Raw genomic sequence first — 20,607 nt, forward strand, 5'->3', positions numbered from 1 at the left:
GTCAGTCCGCCGCTCCGCTGCGGATCACGCTGCGCAGCGTGCGCAGCGCCACCGAGAGCGGCGCGATCCCGGGACGCTCGATCCGCGCGATGCCGGTGAGCGACGTCTGCGCGCGACCCAGCTGGTCGGCGTGGAGCTGCTCCCACCGCTCGATCTGCTCGCCGGGGTCCTGCAGGTCCCCGGCCGATCCCAGCACCGCCATCGTGAGGGCGCCGAGGGCGGCATACAGGTCGTCCCGCATCGAGCCGCGGGCCAGGGCGTCCCACCGGTCCTCGCGAGGGAGGGCCGAGACCCGCGTCAGCAGGCTGTCGACGCCGAAGTGCTCCGAGAGCAGGAAGTAGAGCCGGGCCACGGCGTCGCCGGGGCGCTCGGTCTCACGGGCGATCTCGACGATGTCGAGGACGGAGTAGAGGTCGAGCAGCCCGGCGGCCCGCACCGCGAGCTCCTCCGGCACGCCCTGGTCGACGAGCCGGTCGGCCTGCTCGCGCAGCCGCTCGTGCTCGCTGCCCTGGAGCAGGCCCGCCACCTGGGGCTGCACGCGCCGCACCGTGTCGGCGAACCGCTCGATCTCGGCCTCGACGTCGAGGTTGGCCGGGCGGTTCTGCAGGAACCACCGGGTGGCGCGGTCCAGCAGGCGACGGAACTCGAGATACATCCACGTCTGCGTGTCGGTGGGGACCTTGGTGTCCAGCGCCTCGACCTGCTCGACGAAGTCCCGCAGGCCGAACACCTCGCGGGCCACGACGAAGGCCTTGGTGATCTGCTCGGGGCTGGCCGCCGTCTCCTCCACCGCGCGGAACGCGAAGGTGATGCCGCCGCGGTTGACCAGGGAGTTCACCACCGAGTTGACGATGATCTCGCGTCGCAGCGGGTGCTGCTGCAGCTCCTCGGCATAGCGTCCCCGCACCGGCTCCGGGAAGTACTCGGCGAGCGTCCGGGTGAAGAACGGCTCGTCGGCCAGGCCGCTCGACTGCAGGTCCGCCTTGAGCGCCAGCTTGGCGTAGGCCATCAGGACGGAGGCCTCGGGCGAGGTCAGGCCGTGGCCGGCCTCGCCGCGCTCGTCCAGCTCGGCGTCCCCGGGCAGGAACTCCAGCGTGCGGTCGAGCTCGCCGCGCTCCTCCAGCCAGGCGATGAGCCGCCGGTGCGTGGGGAGCATCGCGTGCTCCTGGTAGCGCGCGTTGCCGAGCAGGACGTTCTGCTCGTAGTTGTCGCGGAGCACCTGGTAGGCGACCTCGTCGGTCATGGACGCCAGCAGCTCGTTGCGCTGCTTGAGGGTGAGGTCGCCGTCCTTCATCAGGCCGGTGAGCAGGATCTTGATGTTGACCTCGTGGTCCGAGGTGTCCACGCCCGCCGAGTTGTCGACCGCGTCGGTGTTGACGTGGATGCCGGCCTTGGCGGCCTCGATGCGGCCGAGCTGGGTCGCGCCGAGGTTGCCGCCCTCGCCGACGACCCGGCAGCGCAGGTCGCGGCCGTCGACGCGGATCGCGTCGTTGGCGCGGTCACCGACCTGGGCGTGCACCTCGGTCGACGCCTTGATGTAGGTGCCGATGCCGCCGTTCCACACGAGGTCGACCGGCGCCTGCAGGATCGCCCGCATCAGCTCGGCCGGGGTCATCGACGCGGGCGCGTCGGCGATCCCGAGCGCCTCGGCCAGCTGCGGCGAGACCGGCACGGACTTGGCGGACCGGGGGAAGATGCCGCCGCCCTCGCTGATCAGCGAGGCGTCGTAGTCCGCCCACGAGGATCGCGGCAGGTCGAACAGGCGCCGGCGCTCGGCATACGAGCTGTCGGCCACCGGCGAGGGGTCCACGAAGATGTGCCGGTGGTCGAAGGCCGCGACCAGGCGGATGTGCTCCGACAGGAGCATGCCGTTGCCGAAGACGTCGCCGCTCATGTCGCCGACGCCGACGACCGTGAAGTCCTCGGTCTGGGTGTCCAGGCCGAGCTCGCGGAAGTGGCGCTTGACCGACTCCCAGGCACCGCGGGCGGTGATGCCCATGCCCTTGTGGTCGTAGCCCGCCGAGCCGCCCGAGGCGAACGCGTCGTCCAGCCAGAAGCCGTAGGACTGGGCCACACCGTTGGCGGTGTCGCTGAAGCTCGCCGTGCCCTTGTCCGCCGCGACCACGAGGTAGGGGTCGTCGGGGTCGTGCCGGACGACGTCGCGCGGCGGCACGATCTCCTGACCCACCCGGTTGTCGGTGAGGTCCAGCAGCCCGGAGATGAACAGCTTGTATGCCGCGATCCCCTCGGCCAGCCAGGCGTCACGATCGGCCGCCGGGTCGGGCAGCTGCTTGGCGAAGAAGCCGCCCTTGGACCCGGTGGGGACGATGACGGCGTTCTTGACCATCTGCGCCTTGACCAGCCCGAGGACCTCGGTGCGGAAGTCCTCGCGCCGGTCGCTCCAGCGCAGGCCACCGCGCGCGACGTTGCCGAACCTCAGGTGGACGCCCTCCACGCGGGGGCTGTAGACCCAGACCTCGAACTTCGGCTTCGGGGCCGGGAGGCCGGGGACGGCGTGGGGGTCGAGCTTCATAGAGAGGTAGGTCTTGGGCGTGCCGTCGTCCTGGTGCTGGTAGAAGTTCGTGCGCAGCACGGCCTGGATCGTGCCGAGGAAGGAGCGCAGGATCCGGTCGGCGTCCAGCGACGCGACCTCCTCGAGGGCGTCGGTGATGCGATCGACCACGGCCTGCTCGGCGCCGTGCCGCTCCTGGATCCCTCGCTCGTCGTCGGCGTAGGTGCCGACGGCGAAGCGCGTCTCGAACAGCTCGACGAGCATGCGGCTGATCTCGGGGTTGCCGGTGAGGACGGACTCGATGTAGCCCGCCGTGAAGGTGGTGCCGGCCTGGCGGAGGTACTTGGCGATCGAGCGCAGGATCACGACCTGGCGGGACGTGAGGCCGGCGCGCAGCACCAGCGCGTTGAGCGAGTCCGACTCGATCTCGCCGGACCAGGCCTGGGCAAAGACCTCCTGGACGTGCCGGCGGACGTCGCCGCCGTGGTCCTCCCAGACGCCGGCGGAGTCGGCCTTGAGCCCGAAGTCGTAGACGAAGGCGGGCGCACGACCGGCGCGGTCGACGGTGTAGGGGCGCTCGTCGGTGACCTCGACCCCGAGGTGGGTGAAGATCGGCAGCAGCCGCGACAGGGACAGCTCCTGCTCGGTGTAGACCTTCATCCGGCGCTCGTCACCCGGCGCCCCGAGGGAGTGGTAGAGGTTGAGGCCCAGGCCGTCGCCGGGCACGGAGTCCAGGTGGTCCAGGTCGACGACGGCGACGCGGGCGGAGAACTCCTCCTTGTAGGACTCGGAGAAGGCCTGGCCATAGGACTTCAGGATCCGGGCCGCGTCCTCCTCGCCGTGCTCCTGGGTGACGGCCTCGGCGAGGTCGTCGCCCCAGGCCCGGGTGATCTCCATCATCTTGCGCTCCAAGGCTTCTCGGTCGACGTCGGGCAGGGAGACGCCTCGCGGCACGCGCACGACGAAGTGCAGGCGGGCCAGCGTCGACTCGTTGACGCGGGTGGTGTAGTCGATCTGGTCGCTGCCGAAGGTGTCGCGCAGCAGCGCCTCGATCCGCAGGCGGGCCGTCGTGTTGTAGCGGTCGCGCGGGAGGTAGACGAGGCAGGAGGTGAAGCGGCCGTAGACGTCCTTGCGCAGGAACACCCGCAGCTGGCGGCGCACCTTGGCGTGGATGATGGACTTCGCGGTCTCGGCGAGTTCGGTCGGCTCGGACTGGAAGATCTCGTCCCGGGGGAAGGTCTGCAGCACGCTGACGAGGTCGCGGCCGTCGTGGCTCTCCGGGGCGTAGCCGGACAGGCGCAGCGCCTCGCGGACCTTGTCGCTCGCGACGGGCACCCGCATCACCGACTCGGTGTAGGCCCCCGACGTGAACAGCCCCAGGAAGCGGCGCTCCCCCGTCACCACGCCGTCGGCGTCGAAGGTCTTGACCCCGATGTAGTCGAGGTAGCCGGAGCGGTGCACGGTGGAGCGCGAGTTGGCCTTGGTCAGGATGAGCAGGTGCGGCTCGCGGGCCTTGTCACGCACGGCGCCGACGAGGTGCGGGACCGAGGCCTGCCGCTCGTCGTAGCGCAGGATCCCGAGCCCGGTGCCCGGCACGGCGTGCAGCAACAAGTCGTCGCCGTCCTCCTGCAGGGCGTAGTCGCGGCACCCGACGAAGGTGAAGTTGTCCGCGGCGAGCCAGTCGAGCAGCCGGACCGCCTGGTCGACCTCGCCGTCGCTCACCGGACCGGGCGGGTCCTCGCGCAAGGCGTCCGCGGTCTGACGAGCCCGGTCACGCATCTTGGACCAGTCCTCGACCGACTCGCGCACGTCCCCGAGCACCTGCTCGAGCCGCTCCTGGACCTCCCGCAGGTCGGGCGCGTCGGACTCACGGTCGATCTCCACGTGCATCCACGACTCGACGTGGATGCCGAACTCGCCCGTTGGCGCGTCCTCGGGGTCGACGTCCAGCACCTCGACGAGCTCGCCCACGGCGTCGCGCCGCACGACGAGCTGCGGGTGCACCACGTGGTGGATCGTGCGCCCCCCGGCCATGATCGCGGCGGTGACCGAGTCGACGAGGAAGGGCATGTCGTCGGTGACGGTCTGCACGACCGTGTGCCCGCAGGACCACTTGTTCTCCGCGACCGTGGGGGTGAAGACCCTCACGCTCGCTCGCCCCGGCGCTCGGCGTCGCGCCAGCTCTCGGTGCGACAGCGCCGCGCCGAGCAGGTCCTCGGGCGCGCGCGCCCGCAGGTCCTCGTCGACGGTGTGTCGGTAGTAGCGGGGCAGGAGCTGGGCGGTTGTGCCGTCCAGGGAGCGACCTGCCACCTTCGCGGCTGCGGTCAGCAGCTCCGTGCGGGTCTGGTCGAAGGATGCAGACATGGCCTGTGGGTACCTCATCGATCTCGACGTCGTGCACGACGGTGTGCACCACCCCGAGACTAGCCTCCCGACGCCGTGCCGCGCAGGCGACCCCTGCGCCTCGCCCGGCTCCGCACCCGCAGGATGTGGACCAGGGTGGCGGGCGGGCCACCGATCCTCCGGTCGGTCCGGCCCTGGACCCTCATCCTTGCGATCGCGTCAGGGGCCTGTGGACACCGCCGTCAGGCCTCCCGGGGCCCGCTAGAGTCGTGCGCGTGCCCGCCCCCACCGCGACCTCCTCCCCCGGCGCCGGGGACGCCTGGCGTCACCTCGCGCAGGTGCTGGACGACGCGGTCGAGGACCTGACCTGGTCGGCACCCGAGCCGGCGCCGGAGCTGCAGGAGGCCCTGTCGGACACGCTCGTGCGGCTCGCCTCCCGCCTGGCGACCCTGCAGGACCGCTCGACCGAGCTGGTCGGGTCATGAGCCCGTATGCCGCGCCCGCCGGCGACCCGGCGTCCTGCTCGGCGCTGGCCGCCGCCCTGCGCCGCCACCACGGCCGGGTCGCCGACGCGCTGGCCGTTGCGCGCGAGCCTGGCGGGTCATCCACGACGGACGAGGAGCGTGGCCTGCTGGAGGCGATGGACCGGCTCGCCTCAGGTCTGCAGGCGCACGCCACGCACCTGTCCGACCTGCAGTCCCACCCACCGGCGGGGGACGACGAGCGCGTGCTCGCCACCGCACGGCACCGCGCCGAGGTCGTCCGGATGCGGCGCGTGCTGGCCGCCGTCGACGCGCGCCTGCACGACCTGCCGGCCTAGCCGAGCGAGCGTCGCTCAGCGGCCCTCGGCCAGGGAGATCACCTGCTCGAGCTCCGTGACGTCGTGCCACAGCAGGTCGGCGTCCTGGTGCTCGGTCGTCTCGTCGACGTGGAAGGACACCAGCCGCTCGCGCGGCAGCGGGCCGTCGAGCGTCACCTCGGCGTAGCCGTCGGCGACGTCGTGCACCGCAGCCTCGGGCAGGTCCGCCGCGGCCACGACGCGTCGCGACGAGCCGGCGCGCTCCGAGGCGGCGGCCGCGCACTCCAGCAGGGCGTCATACTCCTGCTCCTCCTCGTCGACCTCGGCGAGCTCGCGGCGGACGGCTGCCGTCACGGCCCGCGCAGGCCTCCCGTCGACCTCCACCCGGCCCTCGTCGGCGAGCTGGTGCAGGTCGGACGGATCGAGGGCGACGTAGACGCGGCGCAGGGACATGGGGCTCCTCTGGTGGTGGCGGTCGATGCGGTCAGGCGTGGTCGAGCAGCTCGCCGAGGCTCTCGGTGATCGCGGCCGCGAGCACGTCCAGGTCCGGCACGAGGTCGCGATCGGCGTTGATGCCGTAGTGGACCTGACCGTCGTAGGACGTGACCCCGATCGCGAGCGCCTGCCCCTCGGCCACCGGCATCACGGGATAGGTGTCGGTCATGGTCGCGACGCCGAGGAAGCGTGGGGTCTGGGGTCCCGGCACGTTGGTCACCACGAGGTTGAACAGGCTGCGCGACGCCGCCGCCCCCAGCCTGGACCCCAGGGAGTGCAGGGTGGGAGACGCGAACCCCGCCAGGCCCGCCAGGGTGGCCGCACCCAGCGCGCGACCCCGGTCGACCTGGCGCCACATGGCGTAGGCGATCTGGTGCAGGCGGACCAGGGGCGTCGGCTCGCCGACGGGGAGGTCGATGAAGCAGGCCGTCAGCCGGTCGCCGCTGCCGTCGTCGGTGCCGTCGTCGGTGCCGTCGTGGACGCTGACGGGGACCAGGACGCGCACGGACGTGCTGCGGGTGACGTGCTCGCCGCGCGACTCCAGCCAGGCGCGGAGCGCGCCCGCGATCACCGCCAGGATGACGTCGTTGACGCTCGGCTGGAGCCCGACGTCGCCGCGGTCGGCACCGCTGCGCACGACCCGGTAGTCCTCGAGGTCGGTGTCGACGGTGACGAACCGGCGGGCCGACCCGGTGTGCCCGTTGAGCGGGCTGCGGTTGGTGCTGCGCGAGGTGCTGGCCAGCGCCGAGACCACCTGGCCGACCCCGGCGGTGACGCGCTCCCCCGCGTCCTTCAGCTCGCCGGCACCGCTCCGCGCCACGTCGAGCAGACGGCTCGGACGACGCACGGCGCCCACGAGGGCACCGACCACGAGCTCGACGTCGCTGGGCTCGCGGCTGGGAGCCCACGGCGCTGCCGGGGGCTCCTGCTCGACCGGCTCGTCGTCGAGGACGACCTCGGCGATGTCGACGGCCTCCACCCCGTCCACGAGCGCCTGGTGCGTCTTGGTGACGAGCGCGAAGCCCCCACCCTCCAGGCCCTCCACGAGGTAGAGCTCCCACAGGGGGCGCGCCCGGTCGAGGGGCCGGGCCAGGACCCGCGCGACGAACTCGTCGAGCTGCTCGCGGGTGCCGGGTCTCGGCAGGGCGGACCGCCGCACGTGATAGGTGACGTCGAACGCCTCGTCCGTGACCCAGACCGGGTTGGCGACGCCGCCCGGGACGGCCCGCACCCGCTGGCGGTAGCGAGGGTACTGGGCGATCCGACCGCTGACGCGCTCCAGGAGCGCCTCGTGGCTGGGGGCCGCCTGGTCCCCGTCGAAGACCAGGACCGCACCCACGTGCATCACGGCGTTGGGCCGCTCGAGATAGAGGAAGGAGGCGTCCAGCGGGGTCAGTCGGGTGGTCACGGCACCATGCTCGCAGACCTCTGGCGGGGTCGCCGTCCCGTGCACGGACGGGCCCTAGTCAGTAGGCCCCGTCGCCCTTGATGACCGCGCGTGCGGTCTTCCACAGGATCTGCATGTCCATCCCGACCGACCAGTTGTCGACGTAGCGCAGGTCCAGGTTGACCGACTGGTCCCAGTCGAGGTCGGAGCGACCGCTGACCTGCCACAGGCCGGTGAGACCCGGCTTGACCCGCAGCCGGCGGTTGTCCTTGTCGTGGTACTTCTCCGCCTCCTCGGCCAGCGGGGGACGCGGACCGATCAGGGCCATGTCGCCGCGCAGGACGTTGATGAGCTGTGGCAGCTCGTCGATGCTGTAGCGGCGGATGATCTTGCCGACCTTGGTGACCCGGGGGTCGTCGGCCATCTTGAACAAGACCTTGTTGCCACCGGAGCTGCCCTCGGACGAGGCCGCCTGCTGCTGCTTGACCAGCTGGGCGCGCAGCTCGTCGGAGTCGGTCACCATGCTGCGGAACTTGATCATGGTGAACGGCTCGGCGTCCTGCCCCAGCCGCTGCTGGGTGTAGAAGATGGGGCCCTTGCTCGTGAGCTTGATGGCCAGCGCGGTCGCGATGAGGATCGGCGAGACCGCCAGGATGGCCAGGCACGCGATGGTGCGGTCCTGGATGTTCTTGACCAGACCTCGGCCCAGCTTGTCGGACGGTCGCTCCCAGTGCAGGAGCTGCAGGCCCGACGTGGGCTGCATCGTGACCAGCGACGGGGTGGTGTCGACCATGCCGGGCGAGACCACGAGGTCGGCGCCGGTGCGCTCGAGGGCCCACGACAGGCGTCGCAGCGAGGTGCCGGACAGCCCCCCACCGGTCACGACGACCGTGTCGATGTCGTGGTCCACGACCATCTGCGGGATCTCCGACAGGACGCCCCAGACCGGCACCTGCGCGCCCCGCGTCATGGGGACGACGTCGAGGCTGGACAACGCCATACCGACCACGTGCATGCCGTGATCCTTGGTGCTCGCGAGCTCGCGGGCGAAGGCTCCGGCCGTCAGGCCGTCCCCCGCCACCAGGGTGCGGAGCATGGCGTCGCCCGAGGTGCGGCGCCGCTTGAGCGTGTGCCTCACCACGAGCCGGTGCACGATGGTGAGCAGCGCGATGGCCGGGACCCCGACGAGGACGTAGCGTCGCGGCAGCTCGACCTTGACGGCGTAGGACATGAAGCCCAGCACGGCGATGGCCCCGAAGGCCGCACCGAGGACCGCTTGGACGGCGGCGGTGCTCTCGCTCATGCGCCGCAGGTCGTAGCCGCGACGGATGAGCAGCAGCGCGCCCCAGAGCAGGCCCGTCAGGAGCGCCCCGGCGACGGACTCCCCGAAGGACCGCCAGTCGTTGATCATCAGGACGAAGGTGATGCCGATGGCGATGAGCACGTCACCGGACACCGCCTGGAGCATCACGGGTCGTTCCCAGCGAGCGCGTCGCGTGTGGGCGCGCGCCACCGGGTCGAAGTCGTGGTCGAGCTCGCGCCCGACCTTGGTGTCGTCGACGGCGGCCGGCACGACGTACGGCCGCTCGGCTGCCCACGAGATCCTGGTGCGGGTGGTGGGCTCGCGGCGGTCGTCCCCCTGCTCCGCCTGATCCTCACCCATCCGCTCGTGCTGGATCGTCATCTACCCCCCCCTGCAAAGCTGGTGTCGTGCACGCCACGGTTCACCATCACACTACGGTGACGCATGTCGGTCCTGTGAGCCGTTGCAACATCTCCGCACGACTGGTCCCGCAGGCGAACCGTCCGTGATTTTCGATTACTCAGCGTGCTCGCTCGGTGGTGCCCGGCGGTCGGCCCTGCCGTTCACCCGACGAGGGCCGTGGCCACCGACGCGATGGCGTGACGCACGGGGGCATCCGCCGCGACGTCGTGCAGGACGGTCCCGGCGAGGAGTGCCGCGTCCACCCGCTCCACGTCCAAGGGCACCAGGACGGGTGCCTCGACACCCCCGAACCTCTCGAGGAGCGACTGGACGCGCGACATCGGCCGCGCGCCCACGGCGCTGGCCCGGAGGCGGTTGACCACGACCCCCCCGATCTCCACGTCACGCCCGGCCAGGTCCTGCAGACCCCGGACCAGCCGCTGCAGGCCGACGGGGTCGCCGGCACCCACGACCACCACCTGGTCGGCGACGTCCAGCGCCGTCAGCGCCGCCATGTTGCGACGGGGCGCCACGGTGTCATAGCTCAGCTCGTCGTCGTCCTCGAGGCACGACGCGCAGTCGACCACCACGACGTCGCAGTCCAGGCGCGCCACCTCGAGCATCCGCTCGATCGCGCCCGACCGCAGCTCGGGCCACCGGTCGGGGCTGGGCAGACCCGTGAGCACCCGCAGGCGGGGCAGGACCTCCGGCGCCAGCCGGCCGAAGGAGGTGACGTCGAGGGTGCCGTGCTCGGCGGCCCGGCAGGCGGCGGCGACGCCGGGCGCCTCGTCGAGGATCGCGAGGTGCTGGGCGACCGAGGCGGCCTGCGTGTCGACGTCGACGAGGACGACCTCGCGGCCGCCGAGGGCGAGCTCGGCGGCCAGGTTGACCGCCACGGTCGTGCGGCCGGGAGCGCCCGCAGGCCCCCACACCGCGACCACCTGTCCACGACGGGTGATCTCGTCCTCCTCCGTCAGGTCGTCCCCGTCCCCGTCCGAGGGCACGGACGGGACGGCGAGGGCTCCCACCACCGCGCCGTAGAGGTCGGCCGCCGGCGCGTCGGGGGCGACGAACGTCCGGACGCCCAGCTGGCGCAGCATCGCCTCGCCAGCCTCGTCGTCCGGGTCGACGACCCCGAGGACACCCACCGAGCCCAGGCGCAGGTCGCGGACGGCACTCAGGTCCAGCCCCCGCAGGCGGGGCGAGACCAGCGCCACGTCCCCCAGCCGGGCGTGGGCCGCGGCGAGCAGGTCGGGCAGGTCGACGCACCGTCGACCCACCGTCACACGGGACCCGAGACGCCCGACCACCGCGCCGTCCCAGACATCCGGGAGCGCCGTGAGGACCGAGGGCCGCCGCGCCGTCACGAGTCCACCCGCAGCGCGGCGCCGGGCAGCGGCACGGCGGTGATCCGGTCGCGCGCGTCGACGGCCGCCAGCAGCTCAGGGACCACGGTGGCCGGGACCCACACCTGCAGCGTCACCGTCGAGCCACCACCCATCAGGCTCGCCCCCTCCTGGGGGTCCCGCGCGATCGTGGCGCCACCGACGACCTTGCGCGGGGCGGCATACACGTCCGTGCCACCGACGGCGCTGCGCTTGCTGACCCACACCTCGACGGCCGTTCCGCGGACCAGCGCCCCCACGGACCCGCTGGGCGCAGGGAGCGCGACCTGCCGCTGCCCCACCTGCTCGCGGGTGCCGAGCGCGTCTGCCGGCACCAGCTCTCCGGCGCGCACCGCCTGCACCACGTGCATCCCGGACGAGCCGACGGCCCCCGGAGCGACGTACACCCCGGTGAGGTCGCCGAGGCGGACCTCGACATCCCTCAGGTCGGCCGGGGCCACCGCCTCCCCCGGGCTCAGGTCTCGGGTGGCGACGAGCGCGTGGGTCGTGTCCTTGGCCGCGGCGACGACGCGAGCGCCGAGCACCACCGAGGCCAGGACGAGGAGCACCCCCACCACGAGCCGGGCGTCCCGCCAGGACGGTTGGCGCAGCCGCCGGGCGGTGGGCCGCGGCGAGGCCGACGAACCTGATGAGGCCGACGAGCCTGACGACGTGGTGCCGGTGGCGGTCGGACGAGAACGACGCATGAGACCTCCTGCTGCTGGACGGCCGCACGTCGAGGCGAGCCGTGGCTCCATCGTCGTCAATCCGCAGCGGACGCGTCGCCCGTCATCCACAGGCCGCCGAGTTGTCCACACCCTCGCCGCTCGGCGAACGCACGAAGGGCCCGCCCGCCCTAGACTCGTCCTCGCCGGGCACCGACGTGGCCCACCTGCCCGACAACCGCCTCATGAGGAGCAGCACTCCATGGCCAAGCGTTTCATCCAGCTCGCCGAGGTCGCCGAGATCCTCGACATCTCCTCCGCGCAGGCCTATGCGCTGGTGCGCTCGGGCGAGCTCCCGGCCATCAAGGTCGGCGGACGAGGACAGTGGCGGGTGGAGACCAGCGAGCTCGAGGACTACATCGAGCGGATGTACTCCGAGACCAAGGCTTTCGTCGCGGCCCATCCCTTCGGCTCGGTCGACCCCGACGCCGGCGCTCAGAGCTGACGCACCACCGCGAGGGCGCTGAAGGGCACGGTCGTCCGCGAGCGCCCCTCCGCCGCGCGCACGGTCAGGTCGGCAGGCACGACGAGCAGGTCCAGGTGATCCTGACCCACCCGGTCCAGGACGCCCTCGTTGACCACCCCGGTGACGTCGTGCGCTCGCACCGGGCGTCGGTCCCGGGCCAGGTCTCGCACCGCTCGGCCGAGCCCCGGCCGGTCCCCCAGCGAGAGCGGGCCCGGACGGTCCCCCAGCCGATCCACGCGCACCACGGACGCCAGCGGCACCACCGCTCGTCGACCGCCGTCCTCCAGCACCACGCAGTCGACCATCACCTCGTCGACCTGGCCTGACACCTGCTCCCCTCCCAGGACGTGCACGCGCACCCCGGAGCGGGCGACTCCGGCGAGCCGGGCAGCAAGGGTGATCCCCGCCCGATCCCGACGAACCCGGTCGGCGAGCCCGGCCAGCTCGTCCGCACGCCGCTGCTCCTCGACCCGACCCTCGAGGTCGTCGAAGAAGCCGTCCCACCGATCCATGTCGCGCCTCCTGCACTCAGGGTACGTCCAGTGGCCCTGCGTGACTGTCATCGTCAACACAGAGACACGAACCGTCGAGGCCTCCTCACCCTGAGTTCCAGGAACGACTCTTTCAGCATCACCCATAGGCAAACGATCGCAAACTTCCTACAGTCGCTGCCATGTCCAGCCGACCCCTGCCCGTGCACGCCCCCCGTCCGCGTCGTGCCCGCGCAGCACTCGTCATCGCCGGGACGGCCCTGGGCGCCGCGGCCTGCGTCGTCGTGGCCGTCCTGCTCGGCCGGCAGCTGGTCGAGGCCGGCACCGGCTCGTTGGGCCTGCCGGACGTCCTCGTCTCGGCGGTCGAGCTCGCGCTGGCGCTCGGGGCCGGCGCCTGGCTGGCACGGACCTCGACCGACGTCTGGTCCCTCTCCCAGGAGGCCGCGAGGTCGGACGCCGGGCCCGGCTCGCCCTCCCACCTGATGCTCCCCACCGGGCGCGCTCGGGTCGCCGCCCTGCTCCTGGGCGTCAGCCTCGGGGCCACGGCCCTCCCGGCCCAGGCCGCGCCCCGGTCGCCCGCGGCCACCGTCGCGTCGACGGCCGGGACCACCGCGGCGGCACCCGCGACCCCGTCCGACGGCTCCCGGGCTCGGTCCACCGCGGGCTGGACGACGTCCTCGTCCCCGGGCTCCAGGCAGGGCGACCGCGCTGGTGCCCCGGCCGGCCCCGTGTCACCGGAGCTCCGAGCGCCTGCTCCTCCCCAGCCCTCCCCCGTCGACCCCGAGCTGCGACCGGCCCGCCAGGCCCAGACCGGTCGCCCCGCACCGGCGGCTACCCACGTCGTGGTGCGTGGGGACACGCTGTGGAGGATCGCGGCTCGACACCTGCCGCCCGACGCCGACGCCGAGACCGTGGCGCGGGCCTGCGCCGCCTGGCACGACCGCAACCGCGACACCATCGGCCCGGACCGTGACCTGATCCTGCCGGGACAGGTCCTGACCGCCCCGGTGGCCGCACCCACCGTGAACCAGCTCCAGGGGAACCCATGACCGTCATCGCGACCCGTCCGCACCTGCGCCCCGCGCCGGTGATCGCCCCGGAGCCGCTGGACACCGCCGGCGGCGTCGTCACCCTGCCGCTCGACGACGAGCCCGACCACGACCGCCAGCCGGTGCTCGCGCTCGACTTCCACGAGCGGGACGCCTTCTTTGGGCCCCAGCCGACCGCCAGCGCGGACCTGCCGTCCGCCCGGGTCTGGGCCCAGCAGGTCAGTCAGGCCCTCGTGGAGGTGCTCGGAGCGCATCGGCCGGTCAGCCAGCTGGTGCGCTGGACCACCACCGACGTCTACGCCCGGCTGGCGCGCGGGTCGCAGGCCGTCGGCAACCGGCACGCACGTCGTGGCCGACGCCCGGTCGTGCGCAGCGTCCACGTCTCGGGCGACCGCGACGGCCTCGCCGAGGTGACGGCGGTCGTCGTCGTGGGCGAGCGGGTCCGTGCGCTGGCCTTCCGGATGGTCGGTCGCGACGGCCGCTGGGTCATCGACGAGCTCGTGGTGGGCTGACCCCACCAGCACGAACGCCCCCGCACCCGGCTACCCGGTGCGGGGGCGTTCGTCATACAGGCTGGTCAGCGTCTCTTGCGCTGGCTGCGCTTGGCGGCGCGACGCTCCTTGCGGGAGCCGGCGGACGAGTCGGGTGCGCCCTCGTCGTGCTCCTCGACGCCACCGTCCTCGCCGGGCGCGCTGTAGTGCAGCCGCTCCTGATGACGCTCGGGCTCCAGGCCCTTGGCCTTGAACTGTGCCTTGGCCTCGGCCTTGGCCTCGGCCGCGTCGGAGAGGCGCTGAGCCTCCTCCTCGCCGATCTCCACCTCGAGGTTGAACAGGTAGGCGACCGACTCCTCCTTGATCCCGTCCATCATGGCCTCGAAGAGCATGAACCCCTCGCGCTGGTACTCGACCAGCGGGTCGCGCTGGGCCATCGCACGCAGGCCGATGCCCTCCTGGAGGTAGTCCATCTCGAAGAGGTGCTCGCGCCACTTGCGGTCGAGCACGGAGAGCAGGACCCGGCGCTCGACCTCGCGCATGACGGGCTCGCCGAGCTCCGCCTCGCGCTGGTCGTAGGCGTGCTGGGCGTCCGACTTGAGCTCCAGGGCGAGGTCCTCGCTCCGCAACGCCGACCGGCCGCCAGCGTCCGCCTCGAGCTCCTGCCAGGTCACCGCTACCGGCCAGACCTGGCGCAGCGCCGTCCACAGCCGGTCGAGGTCCCACTGCTCCGGGAAGGCCTCACCGGTCTCGGCCGTGACGTAGCCGTCGACGACGTCGTTGATGAACAGCCGGATCTGGTCCTGGAGGTTCTCGCCCTCGAGGACGCTGCGTCGCTCGTCGTAGATGACGGTGCGCTGGCGGTTGAGGACGTCGTCGTACTTGAGGACGTTCTTGCGGATCTCGAAGTTGCGGCCCTCGACCTGGGTCTGCGCGCTCTGGATGGAGCGGCTCACCATCTTGGACTCGATCGGGACCGACTCCTCGATGTTGGCCCGGGCCATGAAGGTCTCGACCATCGCGCCGTTGAACATCCGCATGAGGTCGTCCTGCAGCGACAGGTAGAACCGGCTCTCGCCGGGATCGCCCTGGCGACCGGACCGGCCGCGGAGCTGGTTGTCGATGCGGCGGGACTCGTGCCGCTCGGTGCCGAGGACGTAGAGCCCGCCGTAGCCGACGACCTCCTCGTGCGCGGTCGCGGTGGCCCGCTCCGCCGCCGCGAGCGCCTCGTCCCAGGCCGCTTCGTACTCCTCCGGCGTCTCGTCGGGGTCCAGCCCGCGGGCCTTGAGGTCGGCCATGGCGCGGAACTCGGGGTTTCCGCCGAGGATGATGTCGGTGCCTCGACCGGCCATGTTGGTGGCGACGGTGACGGCGCCCTTGCGCCCGGCCTCCGCGACGATCGCGGCCTCGCGCTCGTGGTGCTTGGCGTTGAGGACCTCGTGCGGCACCCCACGACGACGCAGCAGCTCGGAGAGGTACTCCGACTTCTCCACGGAGGTGGTGCCGACGAGGACCGGCTGGCCCTTGGCGTGCCGCTCCTGCAGGTCGTCGGCGACGGCCTCGAACTTGGCCGCCTCGGTGCGGTAGACGAGGTCCGGCTGGTCCTTGCGGATCATCGGGCGGTTGGTCGGGATCGGCACCACGCCGACCTTGTAGATCTGGTGCAGCTCGGCGGCCTCGGTCTGGGCGGTGCCGGTCATGCCGGACAGCACCTTGTAGAGCCGGAAGTAGTTCTGCAGCGTGATCGTGGCGAGCGTCTGGTTCTCGTTCTGGATCTCGACGCCTTCCTTGGCCTCGATCGCCTGGTGCATGCCCTCGTTGTAGCGACGGCCCGGCAGCATGCGGCCGGTGTGCTCGTCGACGATCAGGACCTCGCCGTTCATCACGACGTAGTCCTTGTCGCGCTTGAACAGCTCCTTGGCCTTGATGGCGTTGTTGACGTAGCCGATGAGCGGGGTGTTGACCGACTCGTAGAGGTTGTCGATCCCGAGGAAGTCCTCGACCTTGGCGATGCCTGCCTCCAGGATGCCGACGGTGCGCTTCTTCTCGTCGACCTCGTAGTCGCCGGCGCCGTCGGTCCCGCGCTCGAGCCGCTTCACCAGGCGGGCGAACTCGACGTACCACTTGGTCGCCTGGTCGGCGGGCCCGGAGATGATGAGCGGGGTGCGCGCCTCGTCGATGAGGATCGAGTCGACCTCGTCGACGATCGCGAAGTTGTGGGGGCGCTGCACGAGCTCCTCGGTCGACCAGGCCATGTTGTCGCGCAGGTAGTCGAAGCCGAACTCGTTGTTGGTGCCGTAGGTGATGTCTTTGGCGTACTCGGCCCGCCGCTGCTCGGGCGTCATCGAGGCGAGGATGCACCCGGTCTCCAGCCCGAGGAAGCGGTGCACGCGGCCCATCTGCTCGGCCTGCGTGGACGCGAGGTAGTCGTTGACCGTGACGATGTGGACGCCCTTGCCCTCGAGGGCGTTGAGATAGGCCGGCAGGGTCGCGACCAGGGTCTTGCCCTCACCGGTCTTCATCTCGGCGACGTTGCCCTGGTGCAGCGCTGCCCCGCCCATCAGCTGCACGTCGAAGTGCCGCTTGCCGAGGGTGCGCTTGCTGGCCTCGCGGACGACGGCGAAGGCCTCGGGGAGGATGTCGTCGAGGGTCTCGCCGTCCGCGAGTCGCGCCCGGAAGGTGTCCGTCTCGGCCCGCAGCTCGGCGTCGGTGAGGCGCTCGAAGTCCTCCTCGACGGCGTTGACCTGGGCCGCGATGCCCTGCAGCCGGCGGAGGGTCTTGCCCTCACCGGCGCGCAGCAGACGCTCGATCACTGACACGTTGAGCTCCCTCGATGATGGATGACGCGTGGGGGCCGACCCCCTGGTCGGCGCACACCTGGCCCAGGGTAGTCCGTCCTGCGGGCGCTGGGTGGCAACCCGGCGTCAGCGAGCTGGTCGGTCCGCACGCACGCCGTCATGGACAACGTCGGGGACGCCGAGCCAGTGCCCGAGCGTGGACAGCTCCTGCTGCAGCGCGACCACGGCCTCCTCCGACGCGGCGCCGTCCTCCCAGTGCAGCCCGCGGACGAGCAACCGGCCGGTGGGCCGGTCCGCCTTGAGGTCCACGCGCGCCACGAGCCGCTCGCCGTGCAGGAACGGCAGGACGTAGTAGCCGTGCACCCGCAGCTCGGCGGGCACATAGATCTCGAGTCGGAAGTCGAAGCCGAACAGCGCCCGGGTCCGGTCCCGCTGCCAGACCAGCGAGTCGAACGGGCTGAGCAGGGCGCTCGCCGTCACCGTGCGAGGCACCCTGGCGTCCCGGTGCACGTATGCCGCCGCGCGCCACCCCTCGACGGTCACCGGGACGAGCGCTCCCGCCGCCACGAGGTCGGCGACCGCGGGGCCGACCTGCTGGGGCGAGAGGCGGAAGAAGTCCCGCAGGCAGCGCAGCGTGCCGACCCCCAGCGCGCGGGCGGACAGCTCGACCAGCCGCCGGACGTGCTCGGCGTCGAGCGTGGCGTGGGGCTCGGCCTGGGGCTTGGCGTAGGGCTCGGCGGACGATGTCGGCGATGTCGGCGATGTCGGCGATGTCGAGGACGACACCTCGGCGGCGGCCCGCGCGGCGCGTGCGGCGGCCACGTCGTCCAGGACGGTGCGGGGCAGGACGCGCTCCAGGGCGGCATACCGCCGCTCGAAGCCGGCCGTCCGCCCGGCGCTGGTGATCCGCCCGGCCCAGAAGAGGTGCTCGAGGGCGTTCTTGACCAGGGACCAGTTCCAGCCCCAGTCGTCCCGCTGCCGGGGCGCGTCGTGGGCCAGGGCCCGCTCGACCTCGCGCGAGGTCAGCGGACCGCGCGCGACGACCTCCGCCAGCACCGCGGCCACGAGCTCGGAGTGCTCCTGGGCGACCCGGCGCATGCCGCCCCAGGCGTCGTCCTCGGCCCGGCGCATCCGCACGTCGAGCAGCGGCCAGGTGGTGGGCGGGACCAGGCTGGCCTCGTGGGCCCAGTACTCCACCATGCGGCGGGGGGCACGGTCGCGGAGCCGGTCCAGCAGGGCCGTGTCGTAGGCGCCGACGCGGGAGAAGAACGGGAGGTAGTGGCTGCGGGTGAGGACGTTGACCGAGTCGATCTGGACGACCTGGACGGTGGACAGGACCCGCACGAGGTCGCGTGCCGTCACCACCTCCGGCCGGGGGCGGGTGAAGCCCTGGGCCCCGAGCGCCATACGACGGGCCTGGGACAAGGTGAGGCGACGCGCCGGGGAGGCCGGCCCGGTGGCGGTCCCGAGGTCGTCCCGTCGCGCGGTCATTCGGGCAGTTCGAGGATCTTCTGGCGGACGGCGTACATCACGGCCTCCATCCTCGAGTGCAGCTGGAGCTTCTCGAGGATGTTGCGGACGTGGTTCTTGACGGTGTTCTCCGAGATGAACAGGTCCGTGGCGATGTCCTTGTTGGCCATCCCACGCGCCACCAGCTTGAGGACCTGCAGCTCGCGGTCCGTGAGGCGGGGCACGGGCATCTGCTGCCCCTCCTCCTGCCGCTTCATCATCAGCGCGAACTCGGCGAGCAGCTTGGAGGCCATGGGCGGGGAGATCAGCGACTGACCCGCGTGGACCTGGCGGATCCCGACCGCGATGTCCTCGCCGGGCACGTCCTTGAGCAGGTAGCCCGTCGCGCCGGCCCGCACGGCGTCGTACAGGTCCTGCTCCTCGTCGGAGATCGTCAGCATGATCACCTTGCTCGACGGGACGACCTCCCGCACCCGGGCCGTGGCCTCGGGGCCGGACAGCCGGGGCATGCGCACGTCCATGAGGACGACGTCCGGGATGAGCTCCTCGGCCTGCGCGACCGCGTCGGCGCCGTCGCTGGCCTCCCCCACGATCTCGATGTCGGGCTCCTGGGCGAGCACCATCTCCAGACCCCGGCGATAGAGCACGTGGTCGTCGGCGACCAGCACCCGGATCCGCTCTGGCCGCGTCCGGTCGCCGGGGGCGTGGGATCGGGGGTGGATGTCCTGGATGCCCGTCATGCCCGCATGATGCCACGGTGGTGGGCCCCAGCCCGGTCTGGCGTGCCGGTCACGCCCGCGTGCCGAGGGGCGGCCCACCCGTGGTGGGCCGCCCCTGGGCGGTGGTGCGAGCGGCGGTCAGGTCGAACGACTCTCGAGGTCGGACTCGGGCTGCACCTCGCTGTCGAGGTGCAGCACGCCGTAGGACCAGCCGCGCCGGCGGTAGAGCACGCTGGGCGTGCCCGAGTCGGCGTCGGTGAACAGGAAGAAGTCGTGCCCGACCATCTCCATCTCGTAGAGCGCCTGCTCGAGGTTCATGGGAGCGGAGCTGTGGTGCTTGACGCGGACCTCGATCGGTGAGTCCGCGACCTCGACCACCTCGGGGCCGTCGTCCTCCGGGGTGGCGGAGGGGCTCTCCCCGGCTCCTGCGCCGGAGCCCGCGTCGGTGGCGGTGAGCTGCGGCGTGGCGGCGGCACCGGGTCCGGCGTCGACCAGCTGGGCGGGGGGCGGCACGTCGGTGGACGTGGTGACCTTGCGGCGCTTGCCGCGACGGCGGTCGTTGGCCTTCTTGAGCCGGTCCAGGAGCTTGTCCGCCGCGACGTCGAAGGCGGCGTACTTGTCGTCCGAGGTCGCCTCGGCCCGGATGACCGGGCCCTTGACGCGGCACGTGATCTCGACGGTCATGGTGCCCACGCCGTTGGCGCTGCCGTGCTTGGAGACGACGATGTCCAGACGAGGATCGCGGTTGGCGAGCAGCTCGATCTTGTCGAGCTTCTCCTGCGCGTGGTCTCGGAACCGGTCGGTGACGGGGACGTGACGGCCGGTGATCTGGATGTCCATGAATTCCCTCCTAGGGAGTGACCTGCTCGACATACTCAGGCCCGTCGGGCCTGCGGAGAACTGTGTCGAACCACCCCCGTCCATCTGGGAGGACCACGCTCGTCATCGAGCCGTTACCCGACGTTAGCGCACGCCGTCGGTGATTGCCCAGCGCGCCCCGTGGCGGGTTGCGGCGGGTCGCGGCGACCACCACGGCACCGGCCACCTCCACCCCCTCGGAGCGCAGCGCCCGGGCGGCCTCGACGAGCGTGGCGCCGGTGGTCAGGAGGTCGTCCACCAGCAGCACCGGCCGCCCACGCAGGTGCTCGCACGCACCTCGCGAGGTCACGCGCATGGCTCCACGCAGGTTGACCGCGCGCGCCTCCTGACCCAGCAGCGCCTGGTCGGCGGGACGGCCCCGCGTCGTGAGGACGGAGCGGTATGACGCCCCGGCCACCTCGCCGGACGCGGCCGCGACGAGCTGCTCGAGCGGGCGGTCGCCCCGCCGCCGGCGGGCGGCCGGGGACGTGGGGACCGGAACCACCGCCACGCCCCGCCGCGGGGGCGGGCGCAGCGCCCCGACCGCCAGGTCGAGCGCCGGGACGAGCAGCTCGAGCAGGGTGCCGCGCAGGTCGCGCCGCCCCTCGTCCTTGTAGGCGTGCAGCACCCGGCGGACGACGCCGTCGTTGACCGCCGTGGCCACGACGGCCGGCAGACCCGGCGGGCAGGGGTCGGGCAGCACGACGCGGGGACCGCCGGGGTAGCACCACCCCCACAGGGCCGATCGGCAGGCCGGGCACACCCGGCCGCCTGGACGGCCGCACGCGCCGCACACCACCGGGAGCGCCAGGTCGACCAGGGCGGAGGCGAGCGTGGGAGTCACGCGGCCCAGCGTCCCACCCGCGTGGCAGCGGGCGGACGGCATACGGCCGGCCTGTGGATGGGGCCCGTCG

General features: G+C 72.3%; 17 protein-coding genes. 5 read left to right on the forward strand and 12 right to left on the reverse strand.

Annotation, left to right across the window (positions count from 1 at the left end; genetic code table 11):
• Position 1: 1 nt before the first annotated feature.
• Positions 2-4,876, reverse strand: coding sequence for an NAD-glutamate dehydrogenase (locus B4E97_RS01865; RefSeq protein ID WP_286958477.1), 4,875 nt, complete (start codon positions 4,874-4,876; stop codon positions 2-4).
• Between the two features lie 254 nt (positions 4,877-5,130).
• Between B4E97_RS01865 and B4E97_RS01870 the strand changes: the two genes are divergently transcribed.
• Together B4E97_RS01870 and B4E97_RS01875 are read left to right on the forward strand one after the other, a co-directional pair.
• The gene (locus tag B4E97_RS01870) at positions 5,131-5,340 is read left to right on the forward strand and encodes a hypothetical protein (RefSeq protein ID WP_156911297.1); all 210 of its coding nucleotides are present in this window, start codon (positions 5,131-5,133) and stop codon (positions 5,338-5,340) included.
• Complete coding sequence (locus B4E97_RS01875) at positions 5,337-5,675, forward strand: hypothetical protein (RefSeq protein ID WP_029211570.1); 339 nt, start codon at positions 5,337-5,339, stop codon at positions 5,673-5,675. Before B4E97_RS01870 ends, B4E97_RS01875 begins: the two co-directional genes overlap by 4 nt.
• Before the next feature lie 15 nt (positions 5,676-5,690).
• Here B4E97_RS01875 and B4E97_RS01880 read toward each other — a convergent pair whose 3' ends face one another.
• The 5 genes from B4E97_RS01880 to B4E97_RS01900 form a co-directional block, all read right to left on the reverse strand.
• Complete coding sequence (locus B4E97_RS01880) at positions 5,691-6,107, reverse strand: DUF6912 family protein (RefSeq protein WP_029211571.1); 417 nt, start codon at positions 6,105-6,107, stop codon at positions 5,691-5,693.
• A 31-nt stretch (positions 6,108-6,138) separates the two neighbouring features.
• Positions 6,139-7,557 (reverse strand): WS/DGAT/MGAT family O-acyltransferase, encoded by a 1,419-nt coding sequence (locus tag B4E97_RS01885; protein WP_286955819.1) that lies wholly within the window; start codon positions 7,555-7,557, stop codon positions 6,139-6,141.
• A 58-nt stretch (positions 7,558-7,615) separates the two neighbouring features.
• Positions 7,616-9,220, reverse strand: a complete 1,605-nt coding sequence (locus B4E97_RS01890) for a sugar transferase (protein WP_239265320.1) — start codon at positions 9,218-9,220, stop codon at positions 7,616-7,618.
• Positions 9,221-9,402: 182 nt separating this feature from the next.
• Positions 9,403-10,521: an AAA family ATPase gene (locus tag B4E97_RS01895; RefSeq protein WP_239265318.1), complete on the reverse strand. Its 1,119-nt coding sequence runs from the start codon at positions 10,519-10,521 to the stop codon at positions 9,403-9,405.
• An 83-nt stretch (positions 10,522-10,604) separates the two neighbouring features.
• Complete coding sequence (locus B4E97_RS01900) at positions 10,605-11,333, reverse strand: SAF domain-containing protein (protein ID WP_029211574.1); 729 nt, start codon at positions 11,331-11,333, stop codon at positions 10,605-10,607.
• Positions 11,334-11,553: 220 nt separating this feature from the next.
• Between B4E97_RS01900 and B4E97_RS01905 the strand changes: the two genes are divergently transcribed.
• Complete coding sequence (locus B4E97_RS01905; RefSeq protein ID WP_019287658.1) at positions 11,554-11,796, forward strand: helix-turn-helix domain-containing protein; 243 nt, start codon at positions 11,554-11,556, stop codon at positions 11,794-11,796.
• Here the strand turns inward: B4E97_RS01905 and B4E97_RS01910 are convergent.
• Complete coding sequence (locus B4E97_RS01910; protein WP_019287657.1) at positions 11,787-12,329, reverse strand: hypothetical protein; 543 nt, start codon at positions 12,327-12,329, stop codon at positions 11,787-11,789. The two genes, B4E97_RS01905 and B4E97_RS01910, sit on opposite strands and share 10 nt — an antisense overlap.
• A 161-nt stretch (positions 12,330-12,490) precedes the next feature.
• On the opposite strand from B4E97_RS01910, the gene B4E97_RS01915 reads away from it, so the two are divergent.
• Positions 12,491-13,357, forward strand: coding sequence for a LysM peptidoglycan-binding domain-containing protein (locus B4E97_RS01915; protein ID WP_286958478.1), 867 nt, complete (start codon positions 12,491-12,493; stop codon positions 13,355-13,357).
• Positions 13,354-13,869, forward strand: a complete 516-nt coding sequence (locus B4E97_RS01920; RefSeq protein WP_019287655.1) for an Rv3235 family protein — start codon at positions 13,354-13,356, stop codon at positions 13,867-13,869. The genes B4E97_RS01915 and B4E97_RS01920 overlap by 4 nt, the downstream gene beginning before the upstream one ends.
• Positions 13,870-13,934: 65 nt before the next feature.
• Here the strand turns inward: B4E97_RS01920 and secA are convergent, their stop codons facing one another.
• The 5 genes from secA to B4E97_RS01945 all read right to left on the reverse strand — a co-directional run bounded on the left by secA (position 13,935) and on the right by B4E97_RS01945 (position 20,537).
• Entirely contained in the window at positions 13,935-16,667 is a 2,733-nt protein-coding gene (secA, locus tag B4E97_RS01925) for a preprotein translocase subunit SecA (protein WP_286958479.1), read from the reverse strand.
• 105 nt (positions 16,668-16,772) lie between these two features.
• The gene (locus tag B4E97_RS01930) at positions 16,773-18,137 is read right to left on the reverse strand and encodes a winged helix-turn-helix domain-containing protein (RefSeq protein ID WP_286958481.1); all 1,365 of its coding nucleotides are present in this window, start codon (positions 18,135-18,137) and stop codon (positions 16,773-16,775) included.
• The gene (locus B4E97_RS01935) at positions 18,134-18,856 is read right to left on the reverse strand and encodes a response regulator (RefSeq protein WP_029211578.1); all 723 of its coding nucleotides are present in this window, start codon (positions 18,854-18,856) and stop codon (positions 18,134-18,136) included. The genes B4E97_RS01930 and B4E97_RS01935 overlap by 4 nt, the downstream gene beginning before the upstream one ends.
• A gap of 117 nt (positions 18,857-18,973) precedes the next feature.
• Positions 18,974-19,675, reverse strand: a complete 702-nt coding sequence (hpf, locus tag B4E97_RS01940) for a ribosome hibernation-promoting factor, HPF/YfiA family (protein WP_019287651.1) — start codon at positions 19,673-19,675, stop codon at positions 18,974-18,976.
• Between the two features lie 10 nt (positions 19,676-19,685).
• Entirely contained in the window at positions 19,686-20,537 is an 852-nt protein-coding gene (locus tag B4E97_RS01945; RefSeq protein WP_156911300.1) for a ComF family protein, read from the reverse strand.
• Between the last annotated feature and the right edge of the window lie 70 nt (positions 20,538-20,607).

This window comes from Arsenicicoccus sp. UBA7492, from assembly GCF_002479615.1.
GTDB classification, from domain to species: domain Bacteria; phylum Actinomycetota; class Actinomycetes; order Actinomycetales; family Dermatophilaceae; genus Arsenicicoccus; species Arsenicicoccus bolidensis.